This window comes from Paraburkholderia phenoliruptrix (assembly GCF_047325075.1).
GTDB classification, from domain to species: domain Bacteria; phylum Pseudomonadota; class Gammaproteobacteria; order Burkholderiales; family Burkholderiaceae; genus Paraburkholderia; species Paraburkholderia phenoliruptrix.
The window spans coordinates 1,354,904-1,379,134 of record NZ_CP168530.1 but is presented as its reverse complement, the minus strand read 5'-3'; the positions used below and the strand labels follow the sequence as shown (position 1 = coordinate 1,379,134).

The window sequence follows — 24,231 nt, the reverse complement described above, 5'->3', positions numbered from 1 at the left end:
GCGCGGCGCCTATGTGGCGCGGCGCTCGCGGCACGCGGCTCAACGCTGCAACGGCCCCCTCAGAAGCTCGCAAACGACTGGACGAGCCGGTTAAAGGCGCCCGCGTTCGACACATTCATGCCGTGTGACGCCCCCGCGATGGTCTGCCTGTCCGCGTAGTCGATCCACTCAGCAAGTTTCTCGACATTGTTGCGGAACATACGAGGGCTGCGCTGCCCTTCGATCAGCAGCGTTCGGCATTTCACGCCGCGTGCAGCCTCGCGCGAATAAGCGGGCAACGGGTCGCGAAACTGCTTCGGCAAGGTCGCGGCGTTGTCCGTGGCCATGGTGCGAAAGGCGACCGAACTCTTGCGCCACGAGCCCGGCGCGCTCACCGAGTCGACGAACAGTTCCAGTCCCGCGTCGATCTCGCCGCCTTCGATCAGCTCGGCCACCCGCGCGCGCAGCGCATTCGTCGCGGCGGGCAGCGCGGCCTCGGGCATGCCGTCCAGCTGCAACGGACCGCCCGGGTCGGCAAGCGTCAGCGTCTTCACGAGACGCGGATGCTCGCGCGCCACATGAAACGCGACGCAACCGCCGCGCGAATGCCCCACCAGATGGACGGGCGCGACGCCGAGCGCCTCGATGAACTCGGCCAGTTCGGCGACGTGCGTCTGCCAGCCGAATTCGCCCTGAATGCAGGCCTCGCCCGCCGGCCAGTAATGGCTCAGGCTCACCGAGATGCAGCGAAAATGCGCCGACAGGGCCGCCGTCTGCGCGCTCCAGTAGCGGTAGTCACACAGCGAGCCGTGCACGAACACGAGCGGCTCGCCCTCTCCGCACTCGACGTACGGCACGCAAATGCCCGAGGCAATCGTCGCAAACGAGAGGTCGGGCACGGCAAGCAGGGAGAAATCGGTTCGGGCGTTCATACACGGGCTCCTTTGCCAGCACTATGCCGCACGTCAACATTTAAGAAAATCGCGTAATATTGATGGAATCCATCAATTTTTCTGATAACAAGCATTGAAAGCCCTTGACCTCGACGTGATGGCCATGATCGTCGCCGTGGCGGACGCCGGCAATATCAGCCGTGCGGCGGAGTTCGTGCACCGCTCGCAGTCGGCGGTGAGCATGCAGATCAAGACGCTCGAGGCCGCGCTCGGCAAGCCGCTCTTCGTCCGCAAGCCCAGAAGTGTCGTGCCGACCCAGGACGGCGAAGTGCTGCTCGCCTACGCGCGCCGCATGCTGGCCTTGCGCGACGAGGCGTGGGCCGCTGTGGTGCGGCCCGACGTGACCGGCCGCGTGAGCATCGGCGTGCCGGACGACTACGCGTCGTCGCTGCTGCCGCCCATCCTCAAGAAATTTTCCGCGACCTATCCGAAGGTCGAGATTCGCGTGGTCGGCCTGCCGAGCGTGGCGCTCGCGCCGATGGTGAAAGACGGTTCCGTCGATCTGGTGTGCGCGACGCGCGTGAAGGGTCTGGCGGGCGAGTTCCTGCGGCTCGAACCCATGGTGTGGGCCGCATCGCCGAGCGCGCACGACATCTGGCGGGAAAGACCTCTGCCGATTGCGGTGTTTCTGCCGGGCAGCGTCGCGCGCGAGAACGCGATTCGCAGCCTCGAACAGGCGGGAATCAGCTATCGCACGTCGTATGAAAGCCCGAGTTTGATGGGTCTCGTGTCCATGGCCGAGGCGGGCCTTGCCGTGGTTCCGCTCGCCCAATGCGCAGTACCCGCGCATTTCGCCCTGCTCGGCCAGGCGCAGGGCTTGCCCGAAATCGCCGCGCTCGAAGTGGTGCTCGCGCGAAGCACGGCATCCAAACGCCCGCCGTGCGATTTTCTCGCGGAGAAAATCATTGCCGAACTGAGGCGCTAGGCCACCGCCAGGGTGAAGTCGCACGGCGCGTTGCACAACACGTCGCGCATGCGCCCGGCAGCGAGTGTATAAAGGAAGCTGCCTCTCGCGCCAAACCGAAGCTGCCCATTCCGATGACTACGCCCCCTCGCGAATCGTCCGGCACCTTGTGGCCCGCCGTCGTGCGCCAGACGGAGCATGCGTTGGCCTGCGGCGCGCTGCACCCCATACAGACCGTGCGCACGACGATCGAAGACGGCGGCGTGCGTTTCCTCGTCCGCCAGGTGTCGAGTCTGGAACGCAAGGACGAGGACGCCCGGCAACGCAAGACGGACCCGGCCAGCCGTCGCGCGGTCAACCCCTTCCTGCCCTATGAGCCGGACCTGTTCGTCGCCGATATCTCGGACACGCACCTTGTCCTGCTGAACAAGTTCAATGTGATCGACCACCATCTGCTGGTCGTGACGCGCCGCTTCGAGTTGCAGGAGAACCTGCTCGATCTGGCGGATTTTCGCGCACTGTTCGATTGCATGACGCAGTTCGAGAGCCTCGGTTTCTACAACGGCGGACCGGCGGCCGGCGCGAGTCAGCCTCACAAGCATCTGCAGATCGTACCGCTGCCGCTCGACGAAAGCGCCTCACATCTGCCGATCGAGCCGTTGCTGGCGGCCGCATCCAGCGACGGCAGTCTATGCACCGTGCCAGGACTTGGCTTTCCGCACGCATTCGCGAGCCTCGATGCGAAGCTCGCAGACAACCCGCAGCAACTGGCGGACCGTGCATTGCACACGTACCAGCATCTACTCGATGCCGCCGGTTTGCACGCCGTGGAGGTGAACGGGCAAGCGCGCCAATCAGCGCCCTACAACCTGCTCGTGACGACGCGCTGGATGATGCTCGTGCCTCGCTGCGTCGAACGAACAGAAGGCATTGCAGTCAACGCGCTGGGTTTTGCGGGCTCGCTCTTCGTTCGCAACGACATGCAGATGCAGACCATCCGCAAGCTCGGTCCAATGAATGTGCTGCGGCGGGTCGCGGGACTCGTCCCACCGTAGCCCGCACGCAAGCGAAGGCCACGCTCAGGCGAACCGCTCGGGCCGGAACGGACGCGCATCGACGAAAGGCTCTTCACCCGTCATCATTTCCGCGAGGAGCCGCCCGCTTACCGGGCCGAGCGTCAAGCCATGATGGTTGTGACCGAACGAGAACCACAGCCCCCGGTGCCGCGGCGCGCGCCCGATGATGGGCCGCATGTCGGGCGTGCAGGGGCGCAAGCCGAGCCACGGGTTCGCGTCGAGCCGCTCGCCCAGTCCGAACACCGGCTTTGCCGAGCGCTCGGCGCGTTCTAGCTGGACGCCGGTAGGCTTCGCTTCGCGCCGCGCGATCTCTACACCCGTGGTAAGCCGCAAGCGCCCTTGCATCGGCGCCACGACGTAGCCTTGTTCCGAGTCGACGTAGGGCATGGAGAGCATCGGCTTTGTCGCCCGATAATGCATGTGGTAGCCGCGTTTGGCGCGCAGCGGAATGCGATAGCCGAGCGGCTCGAACACCTTGTCCGACCATGGGCCGAGCGCCACCACCACATCTTTTGCGCGGATCCGGCCGGAAGACGTCTGCACCGTCCATGCGCCCGCCTCTTCTTGCAGCGTCGTCGCGTCGCCGGTCAGGAACGTGCCGCCGTCATGCTGGAAGAGACGCGCATAGCCTTTCGTCAACGCGCCGGGATTCACGATGCTTTTGGGGTCCTGCCAGTGCAGCGCGCCGCAGAATCCGTCTGCGAGACCGGGCTCTTGTGCTGCCAGCGCGGCTCTATCGAGTGCGACGACATGCAGGCCATGCGTTCGCGCGGTAGCTTCGGCCGCGACTGCATGGCGTGCGAATTCCTTCGGCGTGCGAAACGCCTCCATCCAGCCCTTGCTGACGGCCAGTTCCGCGAGACCGGCGCGCGCGATCAGCAGATCGTGCTCGGCGACGCTGTGACGGATCAACGGCAGCATGTCGTGCGCCGCGCTCATCAGCCGCTCGGGCGACGACTCCCACCAAAAACGCGCGAGCCAGCCCGCAAAAGAAGGCAACGCGCGATAGTCCCAGTAAAGATCCGTCGACTGATTGCGCGCATAGCGCAGCAGCGTGCCCAGATGGCGCGGAAACGCGTACGGCACGACCGACGACGACTCGATCAGGCCCGCGTTGCCGAAACTGGTTTCCTCGCCGGGCGCGCGCCGGTCGACGAGCGCCACGCGCCGTCCCCGCGCCTGCACATGCAGCGCAGCCGACACACCGACGATGCCGGCACCCAGCACGATCACATCGAAATCCATAAGCTCGCTCTGCTTGCCCCGTGAAAGCGGACTCGTCTATTGAACATCCGCACAACGCGCACATGGCGCGGCCGACGCGCAATGCCCGCGCCAGGCGCGCCATGCGTTACTTCGCGATGATGTCGCGATTGAAGTACTTCTGCGAGAGCGCGCTTAGCGTGCCGTCTTTCTTCAGCGCGTCCAGCGCCGCGTCGACTTTCTTCGCGAGTGCCTTATCGCCCTTGCGCATGCCGAAGCCGGTTCCTTCGCCGAGCGTGGCCGGATCGCTGAGCGGCTGACCGGCAATCGCATAGTCATGGCCCGCCGGCTTCTTCAGGAAGCCGTCTTCGACGGTTTGCGCTTCCTGGACCGCGGCGTCGAGCCGCCCCGCCACGAGGTCGGTGTACACCTGGTCCTGATCCGCGTAAGAGACCACGGAAACGCCGGCGTTCGCCCAATGCGCCTTCAGAAAATCTTCCTGCGACGACCCTTGCAGCACGCCGACGCGCTTGCCCTGCAGGCTCTTCACGTCCGGCATCAGGCCGGAGCCGCGCTTTGCCACCATCACGATCGGCACGACGTAAATGGGCGGCGTGAAGTCGATGGTCTGCTTGCGCTTGGCGGTGATGTTCATCGCCGAGTTGATGACGTCGAATTTACGCGCCTGCAAGGCGGGAATCAGACCGTCGAACGCATTTTCGACCCATTCGCATTTCACCGCCATCTTCGCGCACACCGCATTGCCGACGTCCACGTCGAAGCCTTGCAGCTGGCCCGTGGCGGACTTGCTTTCGAACGGCGGATACGCCGCCTCGATGCCGAAGCGCAAGGTGTTCTGGGTTTCGGCGCTGACAGTGCCGACCGACCCGACGGACGCGACCACAGCAGCGGCGACGAAAAGTGAGAGTTGGAGCTTACGAAGCATGATGGTTCCCTGTCTGTTTGGGATCGCGAATCAGCGGCACAAAAGAACGTTGCCTGTCTGCCTTGAGAGGCCGCCCGAATCGCGGGGGAAACCCGCGTTCGCGCCCTCTCTGGAACAACAGTCTATTCTGGACAGCGACAAAAGCAAGCAATTTTCAAAAATAAACGTCCAGTCTGGACTTTTTGACTTTAGAATGACCGTGACGCCGGAGACGGCAACGTTGCGGAGAGTAGGCACATGAGCAAGACAGACAAGGCAATTCCTCTGATCGTCGACGAGGAAACGGTTCGCCACGCGCTACCTCATCTGGACGTGCGGGTTGCGTTGACAGAGATGTTTCGCGGGCTTGCGAACGACGCGGCCGTGCAGCCGCCGCAAACCCTCACGCTCTTTCCGTCCGGTGCGGGCGACTTCATCACTTACCTCGGCGCCATGGCGCACGCTCAGGTGTTCGGCGCGAAGTTGTCGCCCTATATCGTGACCGCCTCGAAGCCGATCATCACGGCGTGGACCGCCTTGATGTCGATGCAAACCGGCCAGCCGCTCATGTGGTGCGATGCGGGTTTGCTCACCATCGAGCGCACTGCGGGCACCACCGCGCTCGCCGTCGACCAACTGGCGCCGCCCGAGGCGCGCACTCTCGCGATTGTCGGCGCGGGCGCCGTTGCGCAGGCTCACATTCGTCATCTTGCGTCGCTGAGACCCTGGACTTCCATTCGTGTTTTCTCGCGCGATCTGCAGGATGACGAAACAAAACGCCGGCAGATCATCACGCTCGACGAACGCGCGAGCCTCTCTACGCGCATCGAAGACTGCGTGGCCGACGCCGACGTGGTCGCCCTCTGCACGTCATCGGGCACGCCCGTGCTGGCCGACGGCATGCTGCGCAAGCCCGCACTCGTCACGTCGATCAGCACGAACGTGGCCAACGCTCACGAGATTCCGCCCGCATGGCTTCCCGACATGGACGTGTACTGCGATTACCGCCGAACCACCCCTGCGAGCGCAGGCGAGATGAAGCTGGCTGCCGCAGAGCACGGCTGGCATCCGCGCGACGTGGCGGGCGATCTGCCCGAGCTGCTATCCGGCGCCGCGCCGAAGCCCTCCTACCGGAAGCACGCGTTTTTCCGCTCCATCGGACTGGGACTGGAAGACGTGGCCATCGCGTTCGAGCTGTTCAGGCATCTGACCACCCGATAACGGCTCATGGCGCGCAAGCGGTTGCCTGCATCGCTCATGGCAAAATAACGCATGACTCGTGACGCATGACGCGATGCCCAACTAAAACACGCGTCGTCGCGATGAGGCGCAGCGCAAAGCACGAAACCGCACCGCAGCCCGACGCGTTGCAGACCTTGCGAAACTGGAACCCACCTGTCCCTATGCGAAAGACCAAGACAACGGCCGCGCGCCGCCTTCTTCTGGATCGGTATAGCCGTGTCGCCGACGGCATCGCGCTGCTTTTTTTCCCGTACGTCGAGATCGTGATTCACGACCTGCAGAGCCAGACCGTCGCGTACATCGCAAACAATCTCTCCAAACGCGAGATTGGCGACGAATCCGCGCTGGAGGAAATCGACCACACGGTCGAGTCCGGCACCATCGGTCCGTATGAAAAAGTGAACTGGGACGGCAGGCGCATGCGCTGCGTGAGCACCGTGCTGTTCGACGACGCGGACGTTGCGGTCGGCGTGATGTGCGTGAACTACAACATCGCCGTGTTCGAGGACATCAAGCATGTGATCGACCGAGTGATTTCAGGCGCCGGCGTAGTGAAGCAACCGGAGGAACTGTTCAGGGACGACTGGCAGGAGCGCATCAACACGTTCCTTCACGCGTGGCTGCAGGAGCGGCAACTCGCGCTCAATTCGCTGACGCGCGACCATCGCCGCGAACTGGTGGAAGCACTCTGGGCCGAGGGCGCGTTCAAGGGCAAGAGCGCCGCGAACTACGTGGCGAACGTGCTCGGCATGGGCCGCGCCACCGTCTATCAACATATCCGGGACCTGCGCGGCGCGGCGGCATGAAGCGCCACACGAGCAGCAGCAACGCCAGCACCGCAGGGCACCCGCGCAAATCGGTCGGCACGGTTTCGCGGTGTGCGAGCCGCGCATCCAGCATGGCGTCGCGCAGCGACTTTGCATCAGCAAGGCGCCGGTAGCCGAAGCCGATCTGCTCGGCCACGGAACTCAAATAGTGCCCCTGCAAGGCGGACAGCTCCTCGTGGCTCACCGCATGCACTGCGGACGCATGCATCTGCGGGACCTGCACGACTTCGTCTGCCTGCCAGTAGCCGATGCGGTTGCCGTGCGCGTCGCTGCGCGGAATCGGCGCCGGTTGATCGCCACCCACGCCGACCAGCCATCCCTTCACATGCGCAGGGTTGATGTCCTGCTTGAGCGCGTCCGAGGGCAAGCGCGGCGGCGCCTCCTGGCCATCCGTGACGAACAGCACAGCCGTGCTGTTGCCAAGGCCCTGCGCCACGCGTACCGCCGAATACACCCCGCCCTCGGCGATACGGCTGTAGTTGGTCCAGCGCATACGTCCGTCGATCCGCTCGAGCGAGGACAGCAGCGCGTCGTAGTTGGCACAGACTTCCACGGGCGGCAGCAGCAGAAAACTGCGCTGTCCGGTAAACGCGCTCCAGCCGACTTTCGACCCGCAGGGCAATTGCCCGAGCGCTTCGCGCATCGCCGCGCGCGCGAACACGAGGCGGCTCACCGGCGCGCCGTCGAGCACGACATCCTCCACGTTCATGCTCTGCGTGATGTCGAACGTGACGACGTAACTCGATGCATTGCGCGGCAACGCAACGGGCGGCAGCGCGAGCGAGACAATCAATAGCACGAGCGCCGCTGCCGTCATCCAGTGACGTCCCGCGAAAAAGCCGCGCGCAAAGGGACCGAGGCTCACGGCAAATCCTTGCTTTCCGGATCGCGCACCTTCACGTCGTGCTGCTCCTTGACGTCGGGCGTGCCGGACGTGGAGCGCGTCTCGGGCACGAGCCACAACGCCCGCTCGAGGTTGTAGCGCGCGTCCCAATCGTCGGGGGCAAGGCGCAGCAAGGTCCGGTAGCGGGCCTTTGCTTCCTCGACCATGGGGAGCGACTCGACCGCGCCCGCAGGGCTATGGCCGATGCCCTGGCGCAAATACAGATTGCCGAGATTGAACAGCGCCGCGCGGCCCGTCTCGCTGTGCGGCTGCTCGCGTATCAGCGACTCGAAGAGCGGGCCCGCCGTATCGAAAGCGCCCTGTTTCGACAGCGCGATGGCGCGCGCGAGCCTGACTTGCGGCGCGTCGTCCATGGTGCCGGCCGCGTGCGGCGCCTGTTTGGCCGCACCCCTGCTCGTTGCGACGACCTCTGCGACTGTCCGATTCACCTGCTCCGCATGCCGCCACCGCATCCAGTCGTAGGCGGCCACCGCTGCGCAGCACAGCGCTACCGTCCCGAAGATGAGATGCACCGTCGCGCGCTTCATGACCACACTCGCACCTGAAAGACCCGCAAGGCGAGCAGCAGCACGCAACCCGCCAGCGCGGCCGCGAAGCAATAGGGGCTCAGATCTTCGCGCGGCAAACGCTCGACAAACGTCGTCAACGCATTTTGCTGCCGGTTGATTTCGGCCATTGCGTCCCTCATGGCTTTGGCATTCCCCGTCTGGAATAAACGGTAAGGTGTCTTAAGCGAGAGGAAGTAGCGATGCAGTTCAGCTTCCGCCGAGGTCTCGCTGGCGGGTACCCTCGCATTCAGGTCGGGGCTGTAAATGCTGCTGCGCAAGTAGATGAAGTACAGCGCGATCTGATTGCGCAGCAGACCTTCTTCGACGAGTTCCCGCACCCGCGCATCGAGCTTGGCGCCGCCGTCGGATACCAGCACGATGGCGCGGCGGCCCGACGAATGCTGGTCATTGAATTCGCCGATCGCCGTGAGGAGGCCGAGGTCGAGCTGCGTGTCGGGCATGCCGCGACCCACGGCCGTACCGGCAATGGCTGCGTCGATCGCGCGATGATCGTAAGTGAACGGCATCGCGAGCAACGGGCTCGTGCCGAACATCATGAACGCGAGGCGGTCGTTCGGCCGCTCTGCGACGAACTCCGTCAACGACGCGCGCGCCACCTTGTTCTTCGATTCCCCCGCGCTCACCTCGACGCCCCTGCTGTTGATGGGCTCATCCATGCTCGCGCTGCGGTCCATCAGAATGAGAATCTGCGCGCCGCTGCCCGTGCGCAGCACCTCGCGATGCGAACGGCCGGGACCGGCGAGGCCGACGACGATCGCGAGCATCGCCAACACCGCACTGCCCTGCGCGATGCCGCCGACCCAGCGCCCAGCGCGATCCTCCGGCAGCCATGCGAGCCACGAAAACGCCAGCGTGTCGGCGCGGCGCGGCAACAGCGGCAGCAACGCAAGCGGCAGCAGTGCGAGCAGCCACGGGCGAGCGAAGTCGAGCGCCATGTCGTTCATCGCTGATGACGCTGCTCCGCGCGATACAGCGCCTCGCACAGCGTGCGCAACGGGTAGGCATCGGCGGATGAGGCCGGCGTAAAAAAGCGCTCTGCCGATTGCCGGTAGAACTGCTCCAGTTGTGCGCGCAACGGTTGCAGATACGGCGCGCGAGCGAACAGCGCGGGCAGCGAGCCGGCGTGCACCACGTGACCCGCCGTCTCGTTCAGCGCGCGATGCAGGCAAAGCCATGCATCCGTGGAGGTCTGCGCGGGCAGCTCGTCTGAGGGCTGCATGCGCCGCAACTGCCGCCACGCGCGGGCAAACGGCAGGCGCGCGGACTCGCGCGCGTTGCGCCACCACCACCAGCCTGCCCACGACAACACGGTGAGCAAGAACAACCCGGCAGCGAAGCCGGCTTGCCGGCGCAGCGGCGCGGCGCGCAACGGCGGCGCCAATCGGTCGGGCCGCAACGCCTGCAGATCGCCGGCATTGAATGGATTCGCGGGCGTCGCGGGCCCGATGCTGAGCGGCCACTCCGCCACCCGCAACGTCACACCCGCCGACGAAGTGAGCGTCAAGGCCGGCAACGCGATCTGCGTGAGCGCGGTGGGCACGCTGATGACCTGGTAGTCGATCGCGAGCCAACGGCGGCCGTCGGCGTCGGTCTCGGTGCGCACGCGCCGGCGTTCGAGCCACGCATCCGTGCGGCCGAGCGACGGCGGCGTCACCGAACCGATATCGCTGCGACCGTCCTGCAGCAGAATGCGCTGCGTGAGGACATCGCCGAGCAGGTAGCCGAACGCGCGCGGCTCCTCCACCGTCGGCTGAAACGCGGCGTTGGCTGCGGCTGCGTTGTGGGTCGACAGGAGGAATGCACACAACAGCGCAGGCAACAACGAAGACAAAGGCGCGACAGCGACAACCCGCGCGGCCCCTGTGCCATGCAGCGAGCGCTCTCCTTTCATGCAACCGCCTCCAGAAAGTAGCGCGACATGGCGTCCGGGTCGAAGGCGTTTTCCACGAAAAAAGGCTGGATTGCGCGCTTGCCGAAGCTTTGCGACAGTTCGGCGCGACGCCTTGCAACCCTTTCGCGCCAGCGCTCGCGCACGCCCGCGCTCAACCACAGCGTGCGCCGCGCGCCGGATTCCGCATCGCTCACGGCGAGCAGCGGGCCACCGGGAGGCGGTGCGATTTCCGCGGCGTCCCACACGACGATGGGCACCACATACGAATGCACCAGCAAATCGAGCACAGCGGGCAACGCCTCAAGCGGCCAGTGGAAATCGGACACCAGGAAGATCAGCGACTGCCGGCCCGCCAACGCCGCCGCGACGCTTTGCAACGCGTGAGTCGCGGTGTTTTTATGCCGCACCGCGCTCTCGCTCTCGCTCTCGCAATTGCGCAGCATCGTCGCGAGCAAATTGCCGATGCCCCTGCCGGAGCGCGGCGGCATGAACAGATCGTCGCGCGCGCGTTGATCGAAGGCGAGCATGCCCAACAGATCGCCGACGCGAAACGCGCTATAGCCCACAGCCTCGACGAAGTCCGCGGCTACCGCAAGCTTCGTCCGATGCGTGCCGAAGCGCATCGACGCGGATACGTCGACCAGCACCTGCACCGGCACGGCCGCGCGCTGCAGATGCACGCGTACGAGCCATTCGGAACGCGCCGCGCGCACGCTCGCCCGCAGATCGAGCCGGCGCGGATCCGGATAGTCGAAGAGGCGCCCGTGCAGCGCGAATTCCTGGCCGGAGCCGAAGCTCGCGCCGCGATGCGAGCCGGGGCGAACCCCGGAGGCGCGCATCGGCAAACGGTAATGAAACTCCGCAATGGCACTCATGGCTCAGGGCACGGCGAGTCGGCCGACGATTTGCGCGATCAGCGCCTCGGCCAGTTCCTGGCGCCGCAATTCGTAGATCGGCGTGAAGAACACGCGGTGGCCGAGCGCGGGCAGCAGCACTGCATGAATGTCCTCGGGTATCAGATGCGCGCGGCCCGCGAGCCAGGCCACCACGCGCGCCGCGCGCAACAGCGCGCTCATGCCGCGCGGACTCGCGCCCGCCAGAATGAGCCGCTCCATGTCCACGCCATCGAGCGCGATGCCGAAGCGCTGCGGCGTTTCAGTGGCCTGCCAGATGTCCAGCACATAGCGCTCTATCGTCTCGCTCGACTGCACGCTGTGCTGGATTGCCGCGCCGATCTGGTTCAACTGCTCCCACGGCACGATAGCCGGAGACAGCCGCGCGAGCAGCCGGTCGACGTCGTGATAGTCGGCGTCGAAAACCAGGGCGCGGCGCACCGCGGCGTCATCGGGTGTCGGCATGCCGAGTTCGAACAGGAAGCGGTCGCGCGCCGCCGACGCCAGCTCGAAAGTCTCTTCCTTCTCGACCTTGTTGCGATCCGCGAAGACCGTCATGTGCGGAAAGCGATATTCGCGGTCGAACGCCCATACCGAGCGTTCGGCCATCGCACGCAACAGCAAAGACTGAACCTGCGGACGTGCGCGGTTGATTTCGTTGAAGAAGAAGGTGGTGAGCCGCTCGCCGTGCCGCAGAAGCGGGCCCGGATCGATACGCGGCCTGCCTTCCGCGTCGACATACGTGTGATAGACGAGGTCGCCCGGCATCAGGTCGATCGTGCCTTCCACCCGCTCGAATTCGCCGCCCACGACACGCGCAAAAGCGCGCAACACCGTCGTCTTGCCGACGCCCACGCCGCCTTCGAGCAGTACATGGCCGCGCGCAAACAGCGCCACGGTGATGAGCCGGATCACCTGCGCCTGCCCGATCACCGCGCTCGCGACTTCTTCTTCGATTTGCAGCGCGTGCAGACGCCAGTCCTGAAGCTGTTCGCTGGAACCCATCGGTGCAATCTCCTCTGGCGGGCACTGCGTGCACCGCCGCTAAAAAGCGCTTCAGGCGGACGCGTCGTCCACGGCCTCCAGCAGTCCCTTCGACTTGCCGGGCGACGGCACGAACGCCGCATACTCGCGCTCCAGATAAGCCGCGGCCTCTTCGAGCAGAAACTGGCGGAAAATCATGCAGGTCGGCGAAAGCTGCTTGGCGCGCAAATGCACGATCTGCCATGTGCGCTCGATTGGCGTGCCGTTCACATCGAGCAAGGCGATTTCCTTCGTCCGCAGTTCGAGCAGCAGCGTATGCAGCGAAATAAGGCTCACGCCCATGCCCGCCATGACTGCCTGCTTGATCGTTTCGTTACTGCCGAGCGTGACGACTTTCGCCGGCGTGAAGAGATGCTGCCGGAACATTTCCTCGGCGGCCATGCGTGTTCCTGAGCCCGGCTCGCGCACGAGAAACGTGTCGCCGCGCAGCTCCTGCAAATCGAAACGCCGCGCGCCGGCAAGCGGATGACCCACCGGCGCGATCACCACTTGCGGATGCCATGCGAGCGGCTCGGCCGTCGTGTCGAGCTCGGGCGGCGGGCGCCCCATGATCGCAAGGTCGATCGCGTTGTCCTGCAACAGGCGCAGAAGCGCGTCGCGATTGCCCACCGAGAAATGCACATCCACCTTCGGGTAGATGTGCGAGTACATCGCGAGCAGCTTGGGCGCGAAATAGGTCGCAGAACTGACTATCCCCACCGCGATTGAGCCGCTGTCGGCCTGCTTGAGCGAGGTCATCGCGTCTTCGGCGTCCTTGATCTCGCCGAGAATGCGGCTCGCGTGGTGACTGAACTTCTCCCCGGCCTCCGTCAGTGCGAGCTTGCGCGCGATGCGCTCGAAGAGGCGCAGACCCACGGCTTCTTCCAGTTGATGGATCTGCATCGAGACCGCCGGCTGCGTCAGATGCAACTCTTCCGCTGCGCGCGCGAAGCTCGTATAGCGACTCGCCACGACGAATATCTGCAATTGACGCAGCGTGAGCGAGCGGACGAAATTCACGGCCGCGCGCCCACTACCGGCTCGCGCTCGGCGCGTTGGAAGACTTCACAGTCTGGTGCGGCGAAAGCGGCGCCCGGCTTGCGTTTGGCGCGTTTGGCGCGTTTGGCGCGTTTGGTGCGGTGGGTGCGTTCGGCACATACCCCGGCGGCAGCTTGCTCAACACGGCCTGAAAACTGAGCGTGCGGCTTTGCAGCGGATGCGCGAAATCGTTGTTCGCGCCCGGCACGTCCGTGCGAATCAGCGCGACCTGGCCCGGCACGGTACTCGCGATCAGAAACGTGTAACGCTTGCCGGTGTATTGCGCGAAACGTGCGGCGTTGGGGTCGTCCAGATACGGCTGAACGACGATCTGCTGCGCCTTGACGGGCTTGCCGCCCACCTCGCTCGTCACCGTTTCGATCTTCGGCCCGGCGGCGAGCGCGAGCCGCAGGCGCTGCTGGAAATAGCGGCGCTTGCCGCCCGTCAACTGCTCCATCTCGGCAATGTCGCGCTCGAGGAAATAGATGATCACCGGATTGCACTGCAAGCCCCCGTTCGGCAACGGCACCGCGCCGCGATGGTCGGACACTTGCGCGTCGCCCTTCGCATTGTCCGTGCTCGTCACCAGCACCTTGACCGTATCGCTGCCGTGCGCGGGCGGATCGGAACTCAGGAGCGCATAGTCGAGCTCGGTCTGCTGCGCGATGCCGTGCAGATGATCGGTTGTGAAGATGAGCCGTTCAGCGGGGGAAATCGCGCCCGTGCCTGGCGCAGGCGCCGCCGCTTGCGCGCCGCCCGCGGCGCCCGCGGCGCCCATGACAGCCGCGCCGGCCATCATGCTGATAGCGCCTATGACACGTATTGCACTCATCGCACCCACCACATCCGCCACGCATGCCAAGCACGCCGCGAACATGCGCCGCCATACGCGGCGCAAACCGCCGCGCCACGCCGTCATGGCGACGCGTCCGCGGATTTGCCCGCCGGTGCGTCGACGGGTTTCAGGAGCGGCACTTCGTAGCTCGTCAGAATGCGGTCGATCTTGTCGTGATTCGCGCCGATCCACTGGTCGACCTTGTCCTTCCACGCTTTCTCGCCGTAGCGCACGCCCATGGAAATCGTATAGTCGAAGCGGATGCCGGGCGTGGCCGGGAACGGCACGAGCTTCACCGAATCGCCCGAGCGTTTCGCGAAGTAGCCGGCAATCGGCCCCCACAGGAAGACGACGTCGACCTTGCCCGCCTGCAGGTCCTTCTCGATCATCTGGCCGGGATACTCCTCGGGATCGCCGCTTTGCACCTGATAGGAGACGGCCTGGTCGATCAGGTTATGCCCAAGCAGCCAGTCGACGGCAGGCGTCTGCGTAAAGATGCCGAAGCGCAGCTTGTGCAACTCGTCCGGCGGCAGCTTGAGCAGATCGTCGGGCGTATTGATGCCGTCCAGCTCGGGGCGCTTTCTGAACACCATGGCATACGTGGAGCGCAGATAGGGCTGCGTGGTCGACGTGAGGTCATAGCCTTTCGGCACGCCGATGATCAGATCGCACTTATAGGCGCCTGTTTCGGGCACCTTCTCGCGCAGCGTGTGGCGCACGAAACCCATGCGCTGCGGAAAATAGGTGTATTCGAGCTTGTAGCCGAAGTCGCGCGCCATCTCGCTCGCGATGCGGTTCTCGTAGCCCTCGCCCTTGTTGTTCGACAAAGGCATGTTGTTCGGATCCGCGCAGACTCGCAGCACGCCGTCGGCGCCGTCGTTGTTGGGCAGCGCCTCGCCCTGGGCGCGGACCGCGCCGCTTGCGAGCGCTGCGTAGCACAGCGCGCCTATGACGAGCGCGGCATGCAGGTGGATGGATTGGCGATGACGCATCGAGCACCTCCTGAAGTCGAGCCGCCCGCGTTATTTCGCGTCGATGGACTGCAGATCGCCGGGCTTGATCTGCCCGTCCGAACGCCCTTTCAGATAGGCGTAAAGGTTCTCCCAGTTCTTTTGCATCATCTGGCTGGAACTGAAGTCGGGCATGCCCTTGTCGACCCGCCCGCCGAACACCGTGCGATGAAACTCGTTCTTGTCGAGCGTCTTGAACGCCTCGACGAGCGACGGACCCACCATGCCCTGCTGCTGCGCGCCGTGGCAGCGCTCGCAAGCAAGCGCGCGCCAGGTCTTCCATCCCTGGAACGTGTTGGCGTCCACCTTGCTGCCGTCGACCACCTTGTACGCCACCTGGGCTATCGCGGGATTGGTCTGGGAGTACGCGACAGGCAGCACGACGAAAAGGACGGGCAGTGCCGCCCGCAACAAGATTGATCGGCCTTTCATATGCAAATGTCTCCTCTAGAGAGGGCCGCGCCCGCTGCGCGCGCCGCTGCGCTTCATCGACGCAGGACAGACGGCGCGGCCCGATGACTCACCAGTTAGCTGTTGCCGCCCGGAATCGCGAATACGAAGAGCGTGCCGCCGAGCGCCGTGTACTTCGCAAGCTCGCGATAGCCGCCCACCGCGCCGAGGCCTTCCGTCGACTTCTCGAGTCCCGCCGCCATGCCGATGCCGGCCCAGCCGCCGATGCCCGAATACACGCCCACGTATTGCTTACCCTGATACTGATACGTGAACACGTTGCCGATAATCCCGGACGGCGTCTTGAAGCGCCACAGTTCCTTGCCGTCCTTGATGCGGACTGCCTTCAGGTAGCCTTCGAGCGTGCCGTAGAACGCGATGCCGCCGGCAGTGGCAAGCGCACCCGACCACACCGAGAACTTCTCCGGCTTGGACCAGACGATCTTGCCCTTCGCCGCATCCCACGCGATGAAGTTGCCCATCGCGTTGTTCTCGTTCGGACCCGGATACATCGACAGTGTCGCGCCCACATACGGCTGGCCCGACACATAGTCGACATCGAATGGTTCGTAGTCCATGCAAACGTGGTTGGTCGGCACGAGGAAGAGGCTCGAGTTCGGGTCGAACGCCGCGGGCTGCTGATCCTTCGAGCCGAGTGCCGCCGGACAGATGCCCTTCACGTTGTGATCCGAGCCCGCTGCCTGCGTCGAATACGCGGCATTGCGAATCGGCTTGCCGGTCTTCAGATCGACGCTGTCGGCCCAGTTCACAGCCGGATCGTATTTCTGCGCAACCAGCAGCTGGCCGCTCTCGCGGTTCAACGTATAGCCGAAGCCGTTGCGGTCGAAGTGAACGATGGCGGGCACTTTCTTGCCGTCGATCGTCAGGTCCGACAGGATCATTTCATTCACGCCGTCGTAGTCCCACTCGTCGTGCGGCGTCATCTGATAGACCCACTTGGCCATGCCGGTATTCAGATCGCGCGCGAAGATCGACATCGACCACTTGTTGTCGCCCGGACGCTGCGTCGGGTTCCACGTGCCCGGATTGCCGGTGCCGTAGTAGACAAGGTTCAGCTTCGGATCCCACGCATACCAGCCCCACGTGGTGCCGCCGCCGAGCTTCCACTGATCGCCCTTCCAGGACTTCAGCGACGAGTCCGCGCCGACCGGCACCATCTTGCCGTCGGTGTAGGTCATCGTCTTGTCGGGGTCCATCAGCATGTCCTTGTCCGGGCCCGTGCTGTAGGCGGTCCAGACCGGCTTGCCCGTCTTGATGTCGTAGGCGATCAGGCGGCCGCGCACGCCGAACTCGCCGCCCGAGATGCCTGTCAGCACCTTGTCGCCGAAAACGTGCGGCGCGTTGGTGTTGGTTTCGCCGGCCTTCGGATTGCCGTTCTGCGCAGTCCAGACCACGTCGCCGGTTTTCGCGTTCAATGCGACGAGTTTGGTGTCGGCCTGTTGCAGGAAGATCTTGCCGTCGCCGTATGCGAGCCCGCGATTGACCGTGTCGCAGCACATCACCGAGACAACGGAGTCGTCCTGCTTCGGCTGGTATTGCCAGAGGAAAGTCTGATCCTTCAGATTGACAGCAATCACCTTGTTAGGGAACGGCGAGTGGATATACATGGTGTCGCCGATCACGAGCGGCGCGCCTTCATGGCCGCGCAGCACGCCGGTCGACATGGTCCATGCGACCTGTAGCTTGCCGACGTTGTTTTCGTTGATCTGCTTGAGTGGGCTATAGCGGTGATTCGCATAGTCGCCCGCCTGGGCCGCCCAGTTCGACGGACTTTTCATGAGCCCGTCGAGCTGCGAATCGGCCTGTGCAACGATAGAGCTAAAGGCTGCCGACGCGAGGATCGCGAGCCCAAGAACCGTGGTGCGTAAGTTCATGTCTCCTCCAGAATGGTCTTGCTGTTCAACTCACGAATGACCACGCTACCTCGTCGCACCGGGCGCGCCTCCACGGAGCAGGGTAACGATCCGCGCCATTTCCCGATCGTTGTCGGGTTTCGCGGCGCACGACGGCCAACGCATATTCCATGCCGGTGTAGCCGTCGCGCCGCCCGCTTGCGCCGCCAGAAACCGGTCCGCAAACGCCGCGCGCGTACACCGAACCACGCCGCGCGCGGCGCGCCGGGCGGGTTCGAGATCGAACGGCGGCGCGCGCATGAAACGGCAAGCGCGCGCGATACAGAGCGGTGGTGTCACGCGGTGGCACCACCGGATCGCGGTATGTGGCACATACTGTGTCATGGCCCGATACGAAGCGTGTCCGTCCCGAGGCACGCGGCGCACGAGCCGCTTTCCCATGCGACGCGGTCCGCGTGCCAGTCGCACGGCGCATCAAAAAATGCAGCGCAACATGAGGTTTCCCGATCGATCCAACATCCGCGGAGCAACGATCATGGCAAGCACAGAAAAGGTCTATTCCGACGACGAGATCCAGCAACGTCTCGTCGGTCCGCTGCAGCACTGGTATCTCGAAGACGGCTGGCTGCGGCGCAAATACCGCACTGAAGGCTGGAAGGGAACGCTGATGGTCGTGAACGCAGTGGGGCATCTCGCGGAAGCCGCGTGGCATCACCCGGATCTGACGGTCTCCTATGCATTTGTGATAGTGAAGCTCAAGACGCATTCGGCCAAGGGCATCACCGACAAGGACTTCGCGCTCGCGAGCAAGATCGAGTCGTTCATCCACTGGCAGCCGGCGACCGAGGGCGGTCCACTGGAAGGCACGCCGGGCGACGACCAGCGTTTCCGCTATATCAAGTACGACGCGCCGAAGCCGTCGCAGGCCGCGGAGAACGGTTGACGCGCGTATCGCGCGGCCGCGCTGGTACGCCTTTCGCTTGAGGTGCTGCGCCGCGCCGCCGCGACGCTTGCACGGCGCGCGTGCCGCTGCGATGACGCAAGCGGCGCACGAGGCTCAACAGGCTCGCCGGGCTCGATCCGCATCGAGCCCCATCGAGTCACGCACGATCAAGGACACTCGCGATGCAGCTTCACGTTCGCCGTCTTCCACCTGACGCCACCGTAACGGTCGATGCCCCCGCGCGGCTGCATCTCGGCTTTCTCGATCCGAACGCGTCGCTCGGGCGGGCGTTCGGCAGCGTCGGACTCGTGATCGACGGCGGCGGCACCCGTGTCGAAGCGCGGCTCGCCGAGCGCGACAGCATCGGCGGCGCACTGTCGGAGGCGGAACGCGAGCGCGTCGCCATCTGTGTCGAGCGGCTGCATGCCGCCTACGATCCGACGCCCGTGGCGATCGAAGTCAGGCAGACACCGCGCGCGCATACCGGCCTCGGCACGGGCACGCAGCTTTCGCTCGCGGTCGGCCTCGCGTTCGCACGGCTGCTCGGCCACGTCGCGACGACACAGGAACTGGCGAGCCTCCTCGGCCGCGGCGCGCGCTCGGGCATCGGCGTGCTCGGCTTCGATTCCGGCGGCCTGCTGGTGGACGGCGGCCCGTCCGGCGATCTGCATCCCAACGTGCCGCCGTTGCTCGCACGCCAGCCGTTTCCGGAGAACTGGCGCGTGCTGCTCGTGAGCGACACCGCCCGCGAAGGTCTGCACGGCGCAGAGGAACGGCGCGGCCTCGCGGCACTCGCGCCGTTTCCGCAGCGGCTCGCCGCGCATCTGTGCCACCTCGTGCTGATGAAGATCCTGCCGGGCGCCGCCGAGCGCAACATCGTGCCGTTCGCGCACGGCTTGACGGAGATGCAGCAGACCATCGGCGAATATTTCGCGCCCGTGCAGGGTGGCGTGTTCGCGAGCCCAGGCGTCGAGCGTGCGCTGCGCGCCGTGGCCGTAGAGCGCACCGCGGGCATCGGCCAGAGTTCATGGGGGCCGACCGGCTTTGCAATTCTCGGCAGCGCGCGTGACGCAGAAGCCGCGCTCGCCACGGCACGCGAGGCGACACGCGGCATGCCGCACATCCAATGCACGATCGTGAGCGGCCGCAATCGCGGCGCGACCGTACGCTCCGAACAGGCGCGACACCACCCACGCATCGACGCGGCATGACCTGCTTTGACTCTGCGCTCCAGTCGCTGAACCGCGCCGCGCACGACGCAAGTCCCGCCCATGCCCCCGGCTACGCGGCCGCACGCCTTCGCGCCGCTCTCGCGCAGTCCCGACATCGCCACTGAAACGAGTCCCTGCCATGTCCGACACCATCGACAAACCCGCCGAAAAACTCGCCGAAAAACCCGCGGAACGGCCGTACATCCTGCACATGTTGACGGCCACGCCGCAGATGAGCCCGTTCGACGTCAACATGGCCGCCGACGCCGGCTACCAGGTCATCGTGCCGTACTGCAATGTCGACGCCGGCATGGTCGCCAACCTCACGCAGGACGCGATTTTTTCGCGCGGGCCCAAAGGCGTGGCGCGCACCGGCATCTTTATCGGCGGACGCGACGTGATGCTCGCCGCCGACATGCTCGACACCGCGCGCAAGGCCATGGTGCCGCCATTCGAAGTCTCCGTGTTCGCCGATCCGAGCGGCGCCTACACGACCGCCGCCGCGCTCGTCGCGCTCGCCGAGCGGCATCTCGGGAAGGCGTACGGCATGGAACTGGGCGGCAAGCGCGTGCTGATCCTCGGCGGCACCGGCGCAGTGGGCCGCGTGGCGGCGGCCATGGCGGCATCGCTCGGCGCGGACGTGTCCATTGCGAGCCATTCCGACGCCGGGCGCGCCGCGCGCGTGAGCGACGAGCTCAATCGGCGCTTCCAGATTGTGACGAAAGGCGTGGGCACGTCGACGCCCGCCGAACTGCACGCGCTGCTCGGCGACGCCGAGATCGTGCTCGCGACCGCCGTCGCCGGCGTGCAGGTGGTGAGCCGCGACGACCTCGCCCATGCGCGCCATCTGCTGATCGCCGCCGACGTCAACGCCGTGCCGCCAGAAGGCATTGCAGGCGTTAACGTGATGAACGACGGCAAGCCGATCGACGGCGTATCGACGGCGGGCGGTGCGATCGGCATCGGCGCGCTCGCCATCGGCAATGTCAAATATCAGGTCGAGCACCGGCTCTTCACGCGGATGCGCACCGGCGGCAAGCCGGTGTACCTGAGTTTTCCGCAGGCGTTCGACGAGGCCCGCGCCGTCGCGGCCGGTCTCGGTTGAGCGGCGCGCCGTGCGACAGCTTCCGTACCCGCCACGCATGACACGTTATTTCAGCGGCATGACGCCGTTGCCGGAGCAGCCATGATTTCGCGTCCATCTACAGCGCGTGCGCCGTTCGTCGCGGTGGCGGGACTCTCCGTGCGGATGCTCGCGCAGTCCGCCACGCGCGCGGGCCTGCGCGTCGTCGCGCTCGACCTGTTCGGCGACCGCGACACGCGCGAGGCCTCCGAGTTGTGGTTCGACATTGGCGGCGGCGGGCTCGCGATCGACCCGGCGCGGCTCGCGGAGGCGCTCGCGCGCTGCGCGCGCCTGCCGGGCATGCTCGGCTGGATCGACGGCAGCGGGCTCGAACCGTTCCTCGCCCGTTTGTGCAGTGCGCCGGGCCTGCCGCGCTTCATCGGCAATCCGGCCGAGGCGAGCGCCCAGGTGCGCGATCCGCGGCGTTTTTTTGCGCTGCTCGACGAGCTCGGCGTTCCCCATCCGCCGGTTGCCTTCACGCGACCCGCCGCGGCGCAGGGCTGGCTCGTGAAGCGCGCGGACGGCTGCGGCGGGACGCACGTGGAGCCGCTCGCCACGCTCGCGGCGCACGAGCTTGCGGAGCAGGCGTATTTCCAGCGGCAGCGCCGCGGCCGCGCGATGTCGGCGCTGTTTCTGGCCGCGCGCGGCCGCGCCCGCGTGATCGGCTTCGCGCAACAGCTCACCTGCACGATGGGCACGCTGCCCTTCGTGCACGCCGGATCGGTCGGGCCAATCGACCTGCCGCCCGCCGTCGAAGTGCGCGTGCGCGCGGCCATCGCGGCGTTGTGCGCGCGGGTCCGGCTCTGCGGCATCCACAGTTGCGACTTTCTGCTTGACGGCGAATCGTTCGAAGTGCTCGAAATCAACACACGTCCGTCGTCGACGATGACGCTCTATGAAACCGCCGCGCGCGAAGCGTGGCCGCACGGGTTGCTCGCCTGCCATCTCGACGCGTGCCGCCACGGCCGCCTGCCGCCCGAACCGGCGCCCGCGACGTGCCGCGCCGGCCAGCGGGTGCTGTTCGCGCCGCACGCGTTCGAGGCATCGCAGGCATTCAGCGACGCCTGCATGCGCGATCCGCATTGCCGCGACGTGCCGATGCCCGGCACCCGGCTCGAGGCGGGCCAGCCGGTCTGCACGCTGCTCGTGCAGGCGCCTTCCGTGGATGCGGTCCGGCACGCGCTCGACGCGCATCACGCGCTGGTGGTGCAGCGAATCGAAACCTGCCGGGAGCCTTCTCCATCTTCCCATGAGTCCGACCGTGCCCTCCTCCACTGCCACTCCTGACCCTGCCCGCGCGCCGCTCGCGGATGTCGCCGCGCTGAGCGTCAACGCGCTGAGCGAACGTCTCGTCGCCCGTCTCGTCGACGATGCGCCGCGTTTTCGCGCCGCCGTGAGCCGCACGGAAAGCGGCACCGTGCTCGTCGACGCGGGCGTCGCCGCGCCGGGCAGCGTCGCGGCGGGCGTGCTGATCGCGCGCATCTGCATGGGCGGCCTGGGCCATGTGAGCGTGCGCGAGAGCCTGGACGCAAGGCCGCTGTGGCCGAGCACGATCGAGGTGCGCACTTCGTGGCCGGTGCTCGCGTGCCTTGCCAGCCAATACGCGGGATGGAGCCTCGCGGCCACCAAAGAACAGACCGGCGGCAAGAAGTTTTTCTCGCTCGGCTCAGGTCCTGCGCGCGCGCTCGCCGTCAAGGAGCCGCTCTTTGCGGAGCTCGGGTATCGCGACCGTCATGAGCGCGGCGCGCTGGTGCTCGAAGTAGACCGGATGCCGCCGCAGGTGATCATCGACAAGGTGCTGAACGACTGCGGCCTCGCGCCGGAGCAACTGACACTTGTCACCACGCCGACACACTCTGTGGCGGGAACGGTGCAGGTAGTGGCGCGCGTGGTGGAGGTGGCGTTGCACAAGACGCACGTGCTCGGCGTGGCACTCGACGAAGTGGTCGAGGCCGGCGGCTCCGCGCCGCTGCCGCCGCCCGCGCCGGACGGCATTCAGGCAATGGGCCGCACCAACGACGCGATCCTCTACGGCGGCCGCGTGCATCTCACGGTGAAGCGCGATGCGGCGGCAAGACAGCTCGCCGCGGAACTGCCGGCGTCGAACTCGCGCGACCACGGCCGTCCGTTCGCCGACATTTTCGCGTCGTTCAACTACGACTTCTACCAGATCGATCCCGCGCTGTTCGCGCCCGCGGAGGTCTGGGTGAGCAGCCTCGAAAGCGGCGCCACCTATCACGGCGGCGCCGTGAACGCGGATTTGCTGCATGCTCAGTGGAGCGGCAAGCCATGAACCGGCCTTCCACAGTCGCGTGCGGCGAACCGGACGACGGCACCGATACTTCAGGCGTGCATGCTCCGCTGCGCATCGCGATCATGACCGACGAAACCGGCTGGCACACCGGCCGCCTCAAAAAAGCGTTTCGCGCGCGCGGGGCCGAGGCGCGCTGCGTCGATCTCGCCGACTGCCGGATCGATACGACATGGCAGCCGCACGGGCTCATGCTGCCGGGCTTCGGCCACACACTGCCCGACGCGGTCTTCGTGCGCGGCATTGCCGGCGGCACGTTCGAGCAGGTCACGCTGCGCCTCGGCATCCTGCATGCGCTGCGCGAATCGGGCGTGCCGGTCTATAACGACGCACGCGCGATCGAGCGCAGCGTCGACAAATCGATGACGAGCTTTTTGCTGCACCGCCACGGCGTGCGGACTCCCGCGACCTGGGCGGGCGAATCGGCGGCGTTCGCGCAACGCGTGCTGATGCGCGAGGCCGCGGCCGGACGCCAGGTCGTGCTCAAACCGCTGTTCGGCTCGCAGGGCCATGGGCTCAAACGGCTGGGCGCGCGCCGCGCGGCACCTGCCCTGCTCGCGCCGCTGCCTTCGCTGAAACCTTATCGCCAGGTGGCGTATCTGCAGCGTTACATCGACGCAAGCCGCGCGGGCTTCGACTGGCGCGTGCTGGTGATTGGCGGACGCGCGGTGGCGGCGATGCGGCGCGTCGGCGGCAAGGGGTGGATTCATAACTTCGCGCAAGGCGCGACCTGCGAGGCGGCGGAACTGGACGCGCCGCTCGCGCTCACCGCCGTGCGCGCCACCGAGGCGCTCGGCCTCGACTACGCCGGCGTCGACCTGATTCCCGATCCGGACGATCCCGCCCGTCCGCTCGTGCTCGAAGTAAACGGCGTGGCGGCGTGGCGCGGCCTGCAATCGGTCACGCCGGTCGATGTCGCGGCGGCGCTCGTCGACGACCTGCTGTTTCGCAAGCTGCCCGCGCAGCGCGGCGCGCTCGCGGCTGCGGCGAGTGAAAGCGGCGAGGCGGCCGTGGTCGCGCTGCGTGGCCGCCATGGCTGAGCCGGGC

Annotated in this window: 24 protein-coding genes; 10 read left to right on the top strand and 14 right to left on the bottom strand. The window is 66.1% G+C overall.

The annotated features are described in order from the left end of the window. Positions 1–59: 59 nt before the first annotated feature. Positions 60–911: an alpha/beta hydrolase gene (locus ACEN8U_RS06150; protein WP_310108146.1), complete on the bottom strand. Its 852-nt coding sequence runs from the start codon at positions 909–911 to the stop codon at positions 60–62. Between the two features lie 124 nt (positions 912–1,035). On the opposite strand from ACEN8U_RS06150, the gene ACEN8U_RS06145 reads away from it, so the two are divergent. Further along, positions 1,036–1,857, top strand: coding sequence for a LysR substrate-binding domain-containing protein (locus ACEN8U_RS06145; protein ID WP_013590448.1), 822 nt, complete (start codon positions 1,036–1,038; stop codon positions 1,855–1,857). 113 nt (positions 1,858–1,970) lie between these two features. Then, positions 1,971–2,891 carry an ATP adenylyltransferase family protein gene (locus ACEN8U_RS06140; protein ID WP_310108148.1) on the top strand — a complete coding sequence of 307 codons (921 nt, stop codon included), beginning with the start codon at positions 1,971–1,973 and terminating at the stop codon, positions 2,889–2,891. A gap of 24 nt (positions 2,892–2,915) precedes the next feature. On the opposite strand, the gene ACEN8U_RS06135 is transcribed toward ACEN8U_RS06140, so the two are convergent. Both ACEN8U_RS06135 and ACEN8U_RS06130 read right to left on the bottom strand, forming a co-directional pair. Then, positions 2,916–4,157, bottom strand: a complete 1,242-nt coding sequence (locus ACEN8U_RS06135) for an FAD-binding oxidoreductase (protein ID WP_310108150.1) — start codon at positions 4,155–4,157, stop codon at positions 2,916–2,918. Positions 4,158–4,263: 106 nt separating this feature from the next. Further along, positions 4,264–5,061: an ABC transporter substrate-binding protein gene (locus ACEN8U_RS06130; protein ID WP_013590451.1), complete on the bottom strand. Its 798-nt coding sequence runs from the start codon at positions 5,059–5,061 to the stop codon at positions 4,264–4,266. Between the two features lie 237 nt (positions 5,062–5,298). On the opposite strand from ACEN8U_RS06130, the gene ACEN8U_RS06125 reads away from it, so the two are divergent. After that, on the top strand, positions 5,299–6,261 hold the full coding sequence (locus tag ACEN8U_RS06125) for an ornithine cyclodeaminase family protein (RefSeq protein ID WP_310108152.1): 963 nt from the start codon (positions 5,299–5,301) through the stop codon (positions 6,259–6,261). Between the two features lie 182 nt (positions 6,262–6,443). Continuing rightward, positions 6,444–7,088 (top strand): transcriptional regulator, encoded by a 645-nt coding sequence (locus ACEN8U_RS06120; RefSeq protein WP_310108153.1) that lies wholly within the window; start codon positions 6,444–6,446, stop codon positions 7,086–7,088. Here the strand turns inward: ACEN8U_RS06120 and ACEN8U_RS06115 are convergent. The 11 genes from ACEN8U_RS06115 to ACEN8U_RS06065 form a co-directional block, all read right to left on the bottom strand. After that, complete coding sequence (locus ACEN8U_RS06115; protein WP_310108758.1) at positions 6,988–7,926, bottom strand: MxaL protein; 939 nt, start codon at positions 7,924–7,926, stop codon at positions 6,988–6,990. The two genes, ACEN8U_RS06120 and ACEN8U_RS06115, sit on opposite strands and share 101 nt — an antisense overlap. A gap of 44 nt (positions 7,927–7,970) precedes the next feature. Next, positions 7,971–8,540, bottom strand: coding sequence for a tetratricopeptide repeat protein (locus ACEN8U_RS06110; RefSeq protein ID WP_310108155.1), 570 nt, complete (start codon positions 8,538–8,540; stop codon positions 7,971–7,973). Next, on the bottom strand, positions 8,537–9,526 hold the full coding sequence (locus ACEN8U_RS06105; RefSeq protein ID WP_310108157.1) for a vWA domain-containing protein: 990 nt from the start codon (positions 9,524–9,526) through the stop codon (positions 8,537–8,539). The genes ACEN8U_RS06110 and ACEN8U_RS06105 overlap by 4 nt, the downstream gene beginning before the upstream one ends. Beyond that, positions 9,523–10,473 carry a calcium incorporation protein MxaA gene (locus ACEN8U_RS06100; RefSeq protein ID WP_310108159.1) on the bottom strand — a complete coding sequence of 317 codons (951 nt, stop codon included), beginning with the start codon at positions 10,471–10,473 and terminating at the stop codon, positions 9,523–9,525. Before ACEN8U_RS06100 ends, ACEN8U_RS06105 begins: the two co-directional genes overlap by 4 nt. Continuing rightward, entirely contained in the window at positions 10,470–11,348 is an 879-nt protein-coding gene (locus ACEN8U_RS06095) for a DUF58 domain-containing protein (RefSeq protein WP_310108161.1), read from the bottom strand. Before ACEN8U_RS06095 ends, ACEN8U_RS06100 begins: the two co-directional genes overlap by 4 nt. 3 nt (positions 11,349–11,351) lie before the next feature. Next, on the bottom strand, positions 11,352–12,371 hold the full coding sequence (locus ACEN8U_RS06090; protein ID WP_014972019.1) for an AAA family ATPase: 1,020 nt from the start codon (positions 12,369–12,371) through the stop codon (positions 11,352–11,354). Between the two features lie 51 nt (positions 12,372–12,422). Further along, positions 12,423–13,409, bottom strand: coding sequence for a LysR family transcriptional regulator (locus tag ACEN8U_RS06085; RefSeq protein ID WP_310108162.1), 987 nt, complete (start codon positions 13,407–13,409; stop codon positions 12,423–12,425). Positions 13,410–13,422: 13 nt separating this feature from the next. Then, a complete protein-coding gene (locus tag ACEN8U_RS06080; RefSeq protein ID WP_310108164.1) occupies positions 13,423–14,346 on the bottom strand; it encodes a hypothetical protein in 924 nt (307 codons plus the stop codon). Then, on the bottom strand, positions 14,343–15,254 hold the full coding sequence (locus ACEN8U_RS06075) for a substrate-binding domain-containing protein (RefSeq protein WP_310108166.1): 912 nt from the start codon (positions 15,252–15,254) through the stop codon (positions 14,343–14,345). Before ACEN8U_RS06075 ends, ACEN8U_RS06080 begins: the two co-directional genes overlap by 4 nt. Before the next feature lie 30 nt (positions 15,255–15,284). After that, positions 15,285–15,704 (bottom strand): c-type cytochrome, encoded by a 420-nt coding sequence (locus tag ACEN8U_RS06070; RefSeq protein WP_013590463.1) that lies wholly within the window; start codon positions 15,702–15,704, stop codon positions 15,285–15,287. A gap of 95 nt (positions 15,705–15,799) precedes the next feature. Further along, on the bottom strand, positions 15,800–17,617 hold the full coding sequence (locus tag ACEN8U_RS06065) for a methanol/ethanol family PQQ-dependent dehydrogenase (protein WP_013590464.1): 1,818 nt from the start codon (positions 17,615–17,617) through the stop codon (positions 15,800–15,802). Positions 17,618–18,131: 514 nt separating this feature from the next. Here ACEN8U_RS06065 and ACEN8U_RS06060 point away from each other — a divergent pair. The 6 genes from ACEN8U_RS06060 to ACEN8U_RS06035 all read left to right on the top strand — a co-directional run bounded on the left by ACEN8U_RS06060 (position 18,132) and on the right by ACEN8U_RS06035 (position 24,224). After that, a complete protein-coding gene (locus ACEN8U_RS06060) occupies positions 18,132–18,539 on the top strand; it encodes a 4a-hydroxytetrahydrobiopterin dehydratase (protein ID WP_310108168.1) in 408 nt (135 codons plus the stop codon). Between the two features lie 182 nt (positions 18,540–18,721). Next, positions 18,722–19,750: a beta-ribofuranosylaminobenzene 5'-phosphate synthase family protein gene (locus ACEN8U_RS06055; protein ID WP_310108170.1), complete on the top strand. Its 1,029-nt coding sequence runs from the start codon at positions 18,722–18,724 to the stop codon at positions 19,748–19,750. Between the two features lie 139 nt (positions 19,751–19,889). Further along, complete coding sequence (locus ACEN8U_RS06050; RefSeq protein ID WP_310108172.1) at positions 19,890–20,855, top strand: methylenetetrahydromethanopterin dehydrogenase; 966 nt, start codon at positions 19,890–19,892, stop codon at positions 20,853–20,855. Between the two features lie 81 nt (positions 20,856–20,936). Beyond that, positions 20,937–22,160 carry an ATP-grasp domain-containing protein gene (locus ACEN8U_RS06045; RefSeq protein ID WP_310108174.1) on the top strand — a complete coding sequence of 408 codons (1,224 nt, stop codon included), beginning with the start codon at positions 20,937–20,939 and terminating at the stop codon, positions 22,158–22,160. Beyond that, positions 22,135–23,166 carry a methenyltetrahydromethanopterin cyclohydrolase gene (gene mch / locus ACEN8U_RS06040; protein ID WP_374725916.1) on the top strand — a complete coding sequence of 344 codons (1,032 nt, stop codon included), beginning with the start codon at positions 22,135–22,137 and terminating at the stop codon, positions 23,164–23,166. Before ACEN8U_RS06045 ends, mch begins: the two co-directional genes overlap by 26 nt. Then, on the top strand, positions 23,163–24,224 hold the full coding sequence (locus ACEN8U_RS06035) for a RimK family alpha-L-glutamate ligase (protein ID WP_310108177.1): 1,062 nt from the start codon (positions 23,163–23,165) through the stop codon (positions 24,222–24,224). The genes mch and ACEN8U_RS06035 overlap by 4 nt, the downstream gene beginning before the upstream one ends. Positions 24,225–24,231 lie beyond the last annotated feature (7 nt).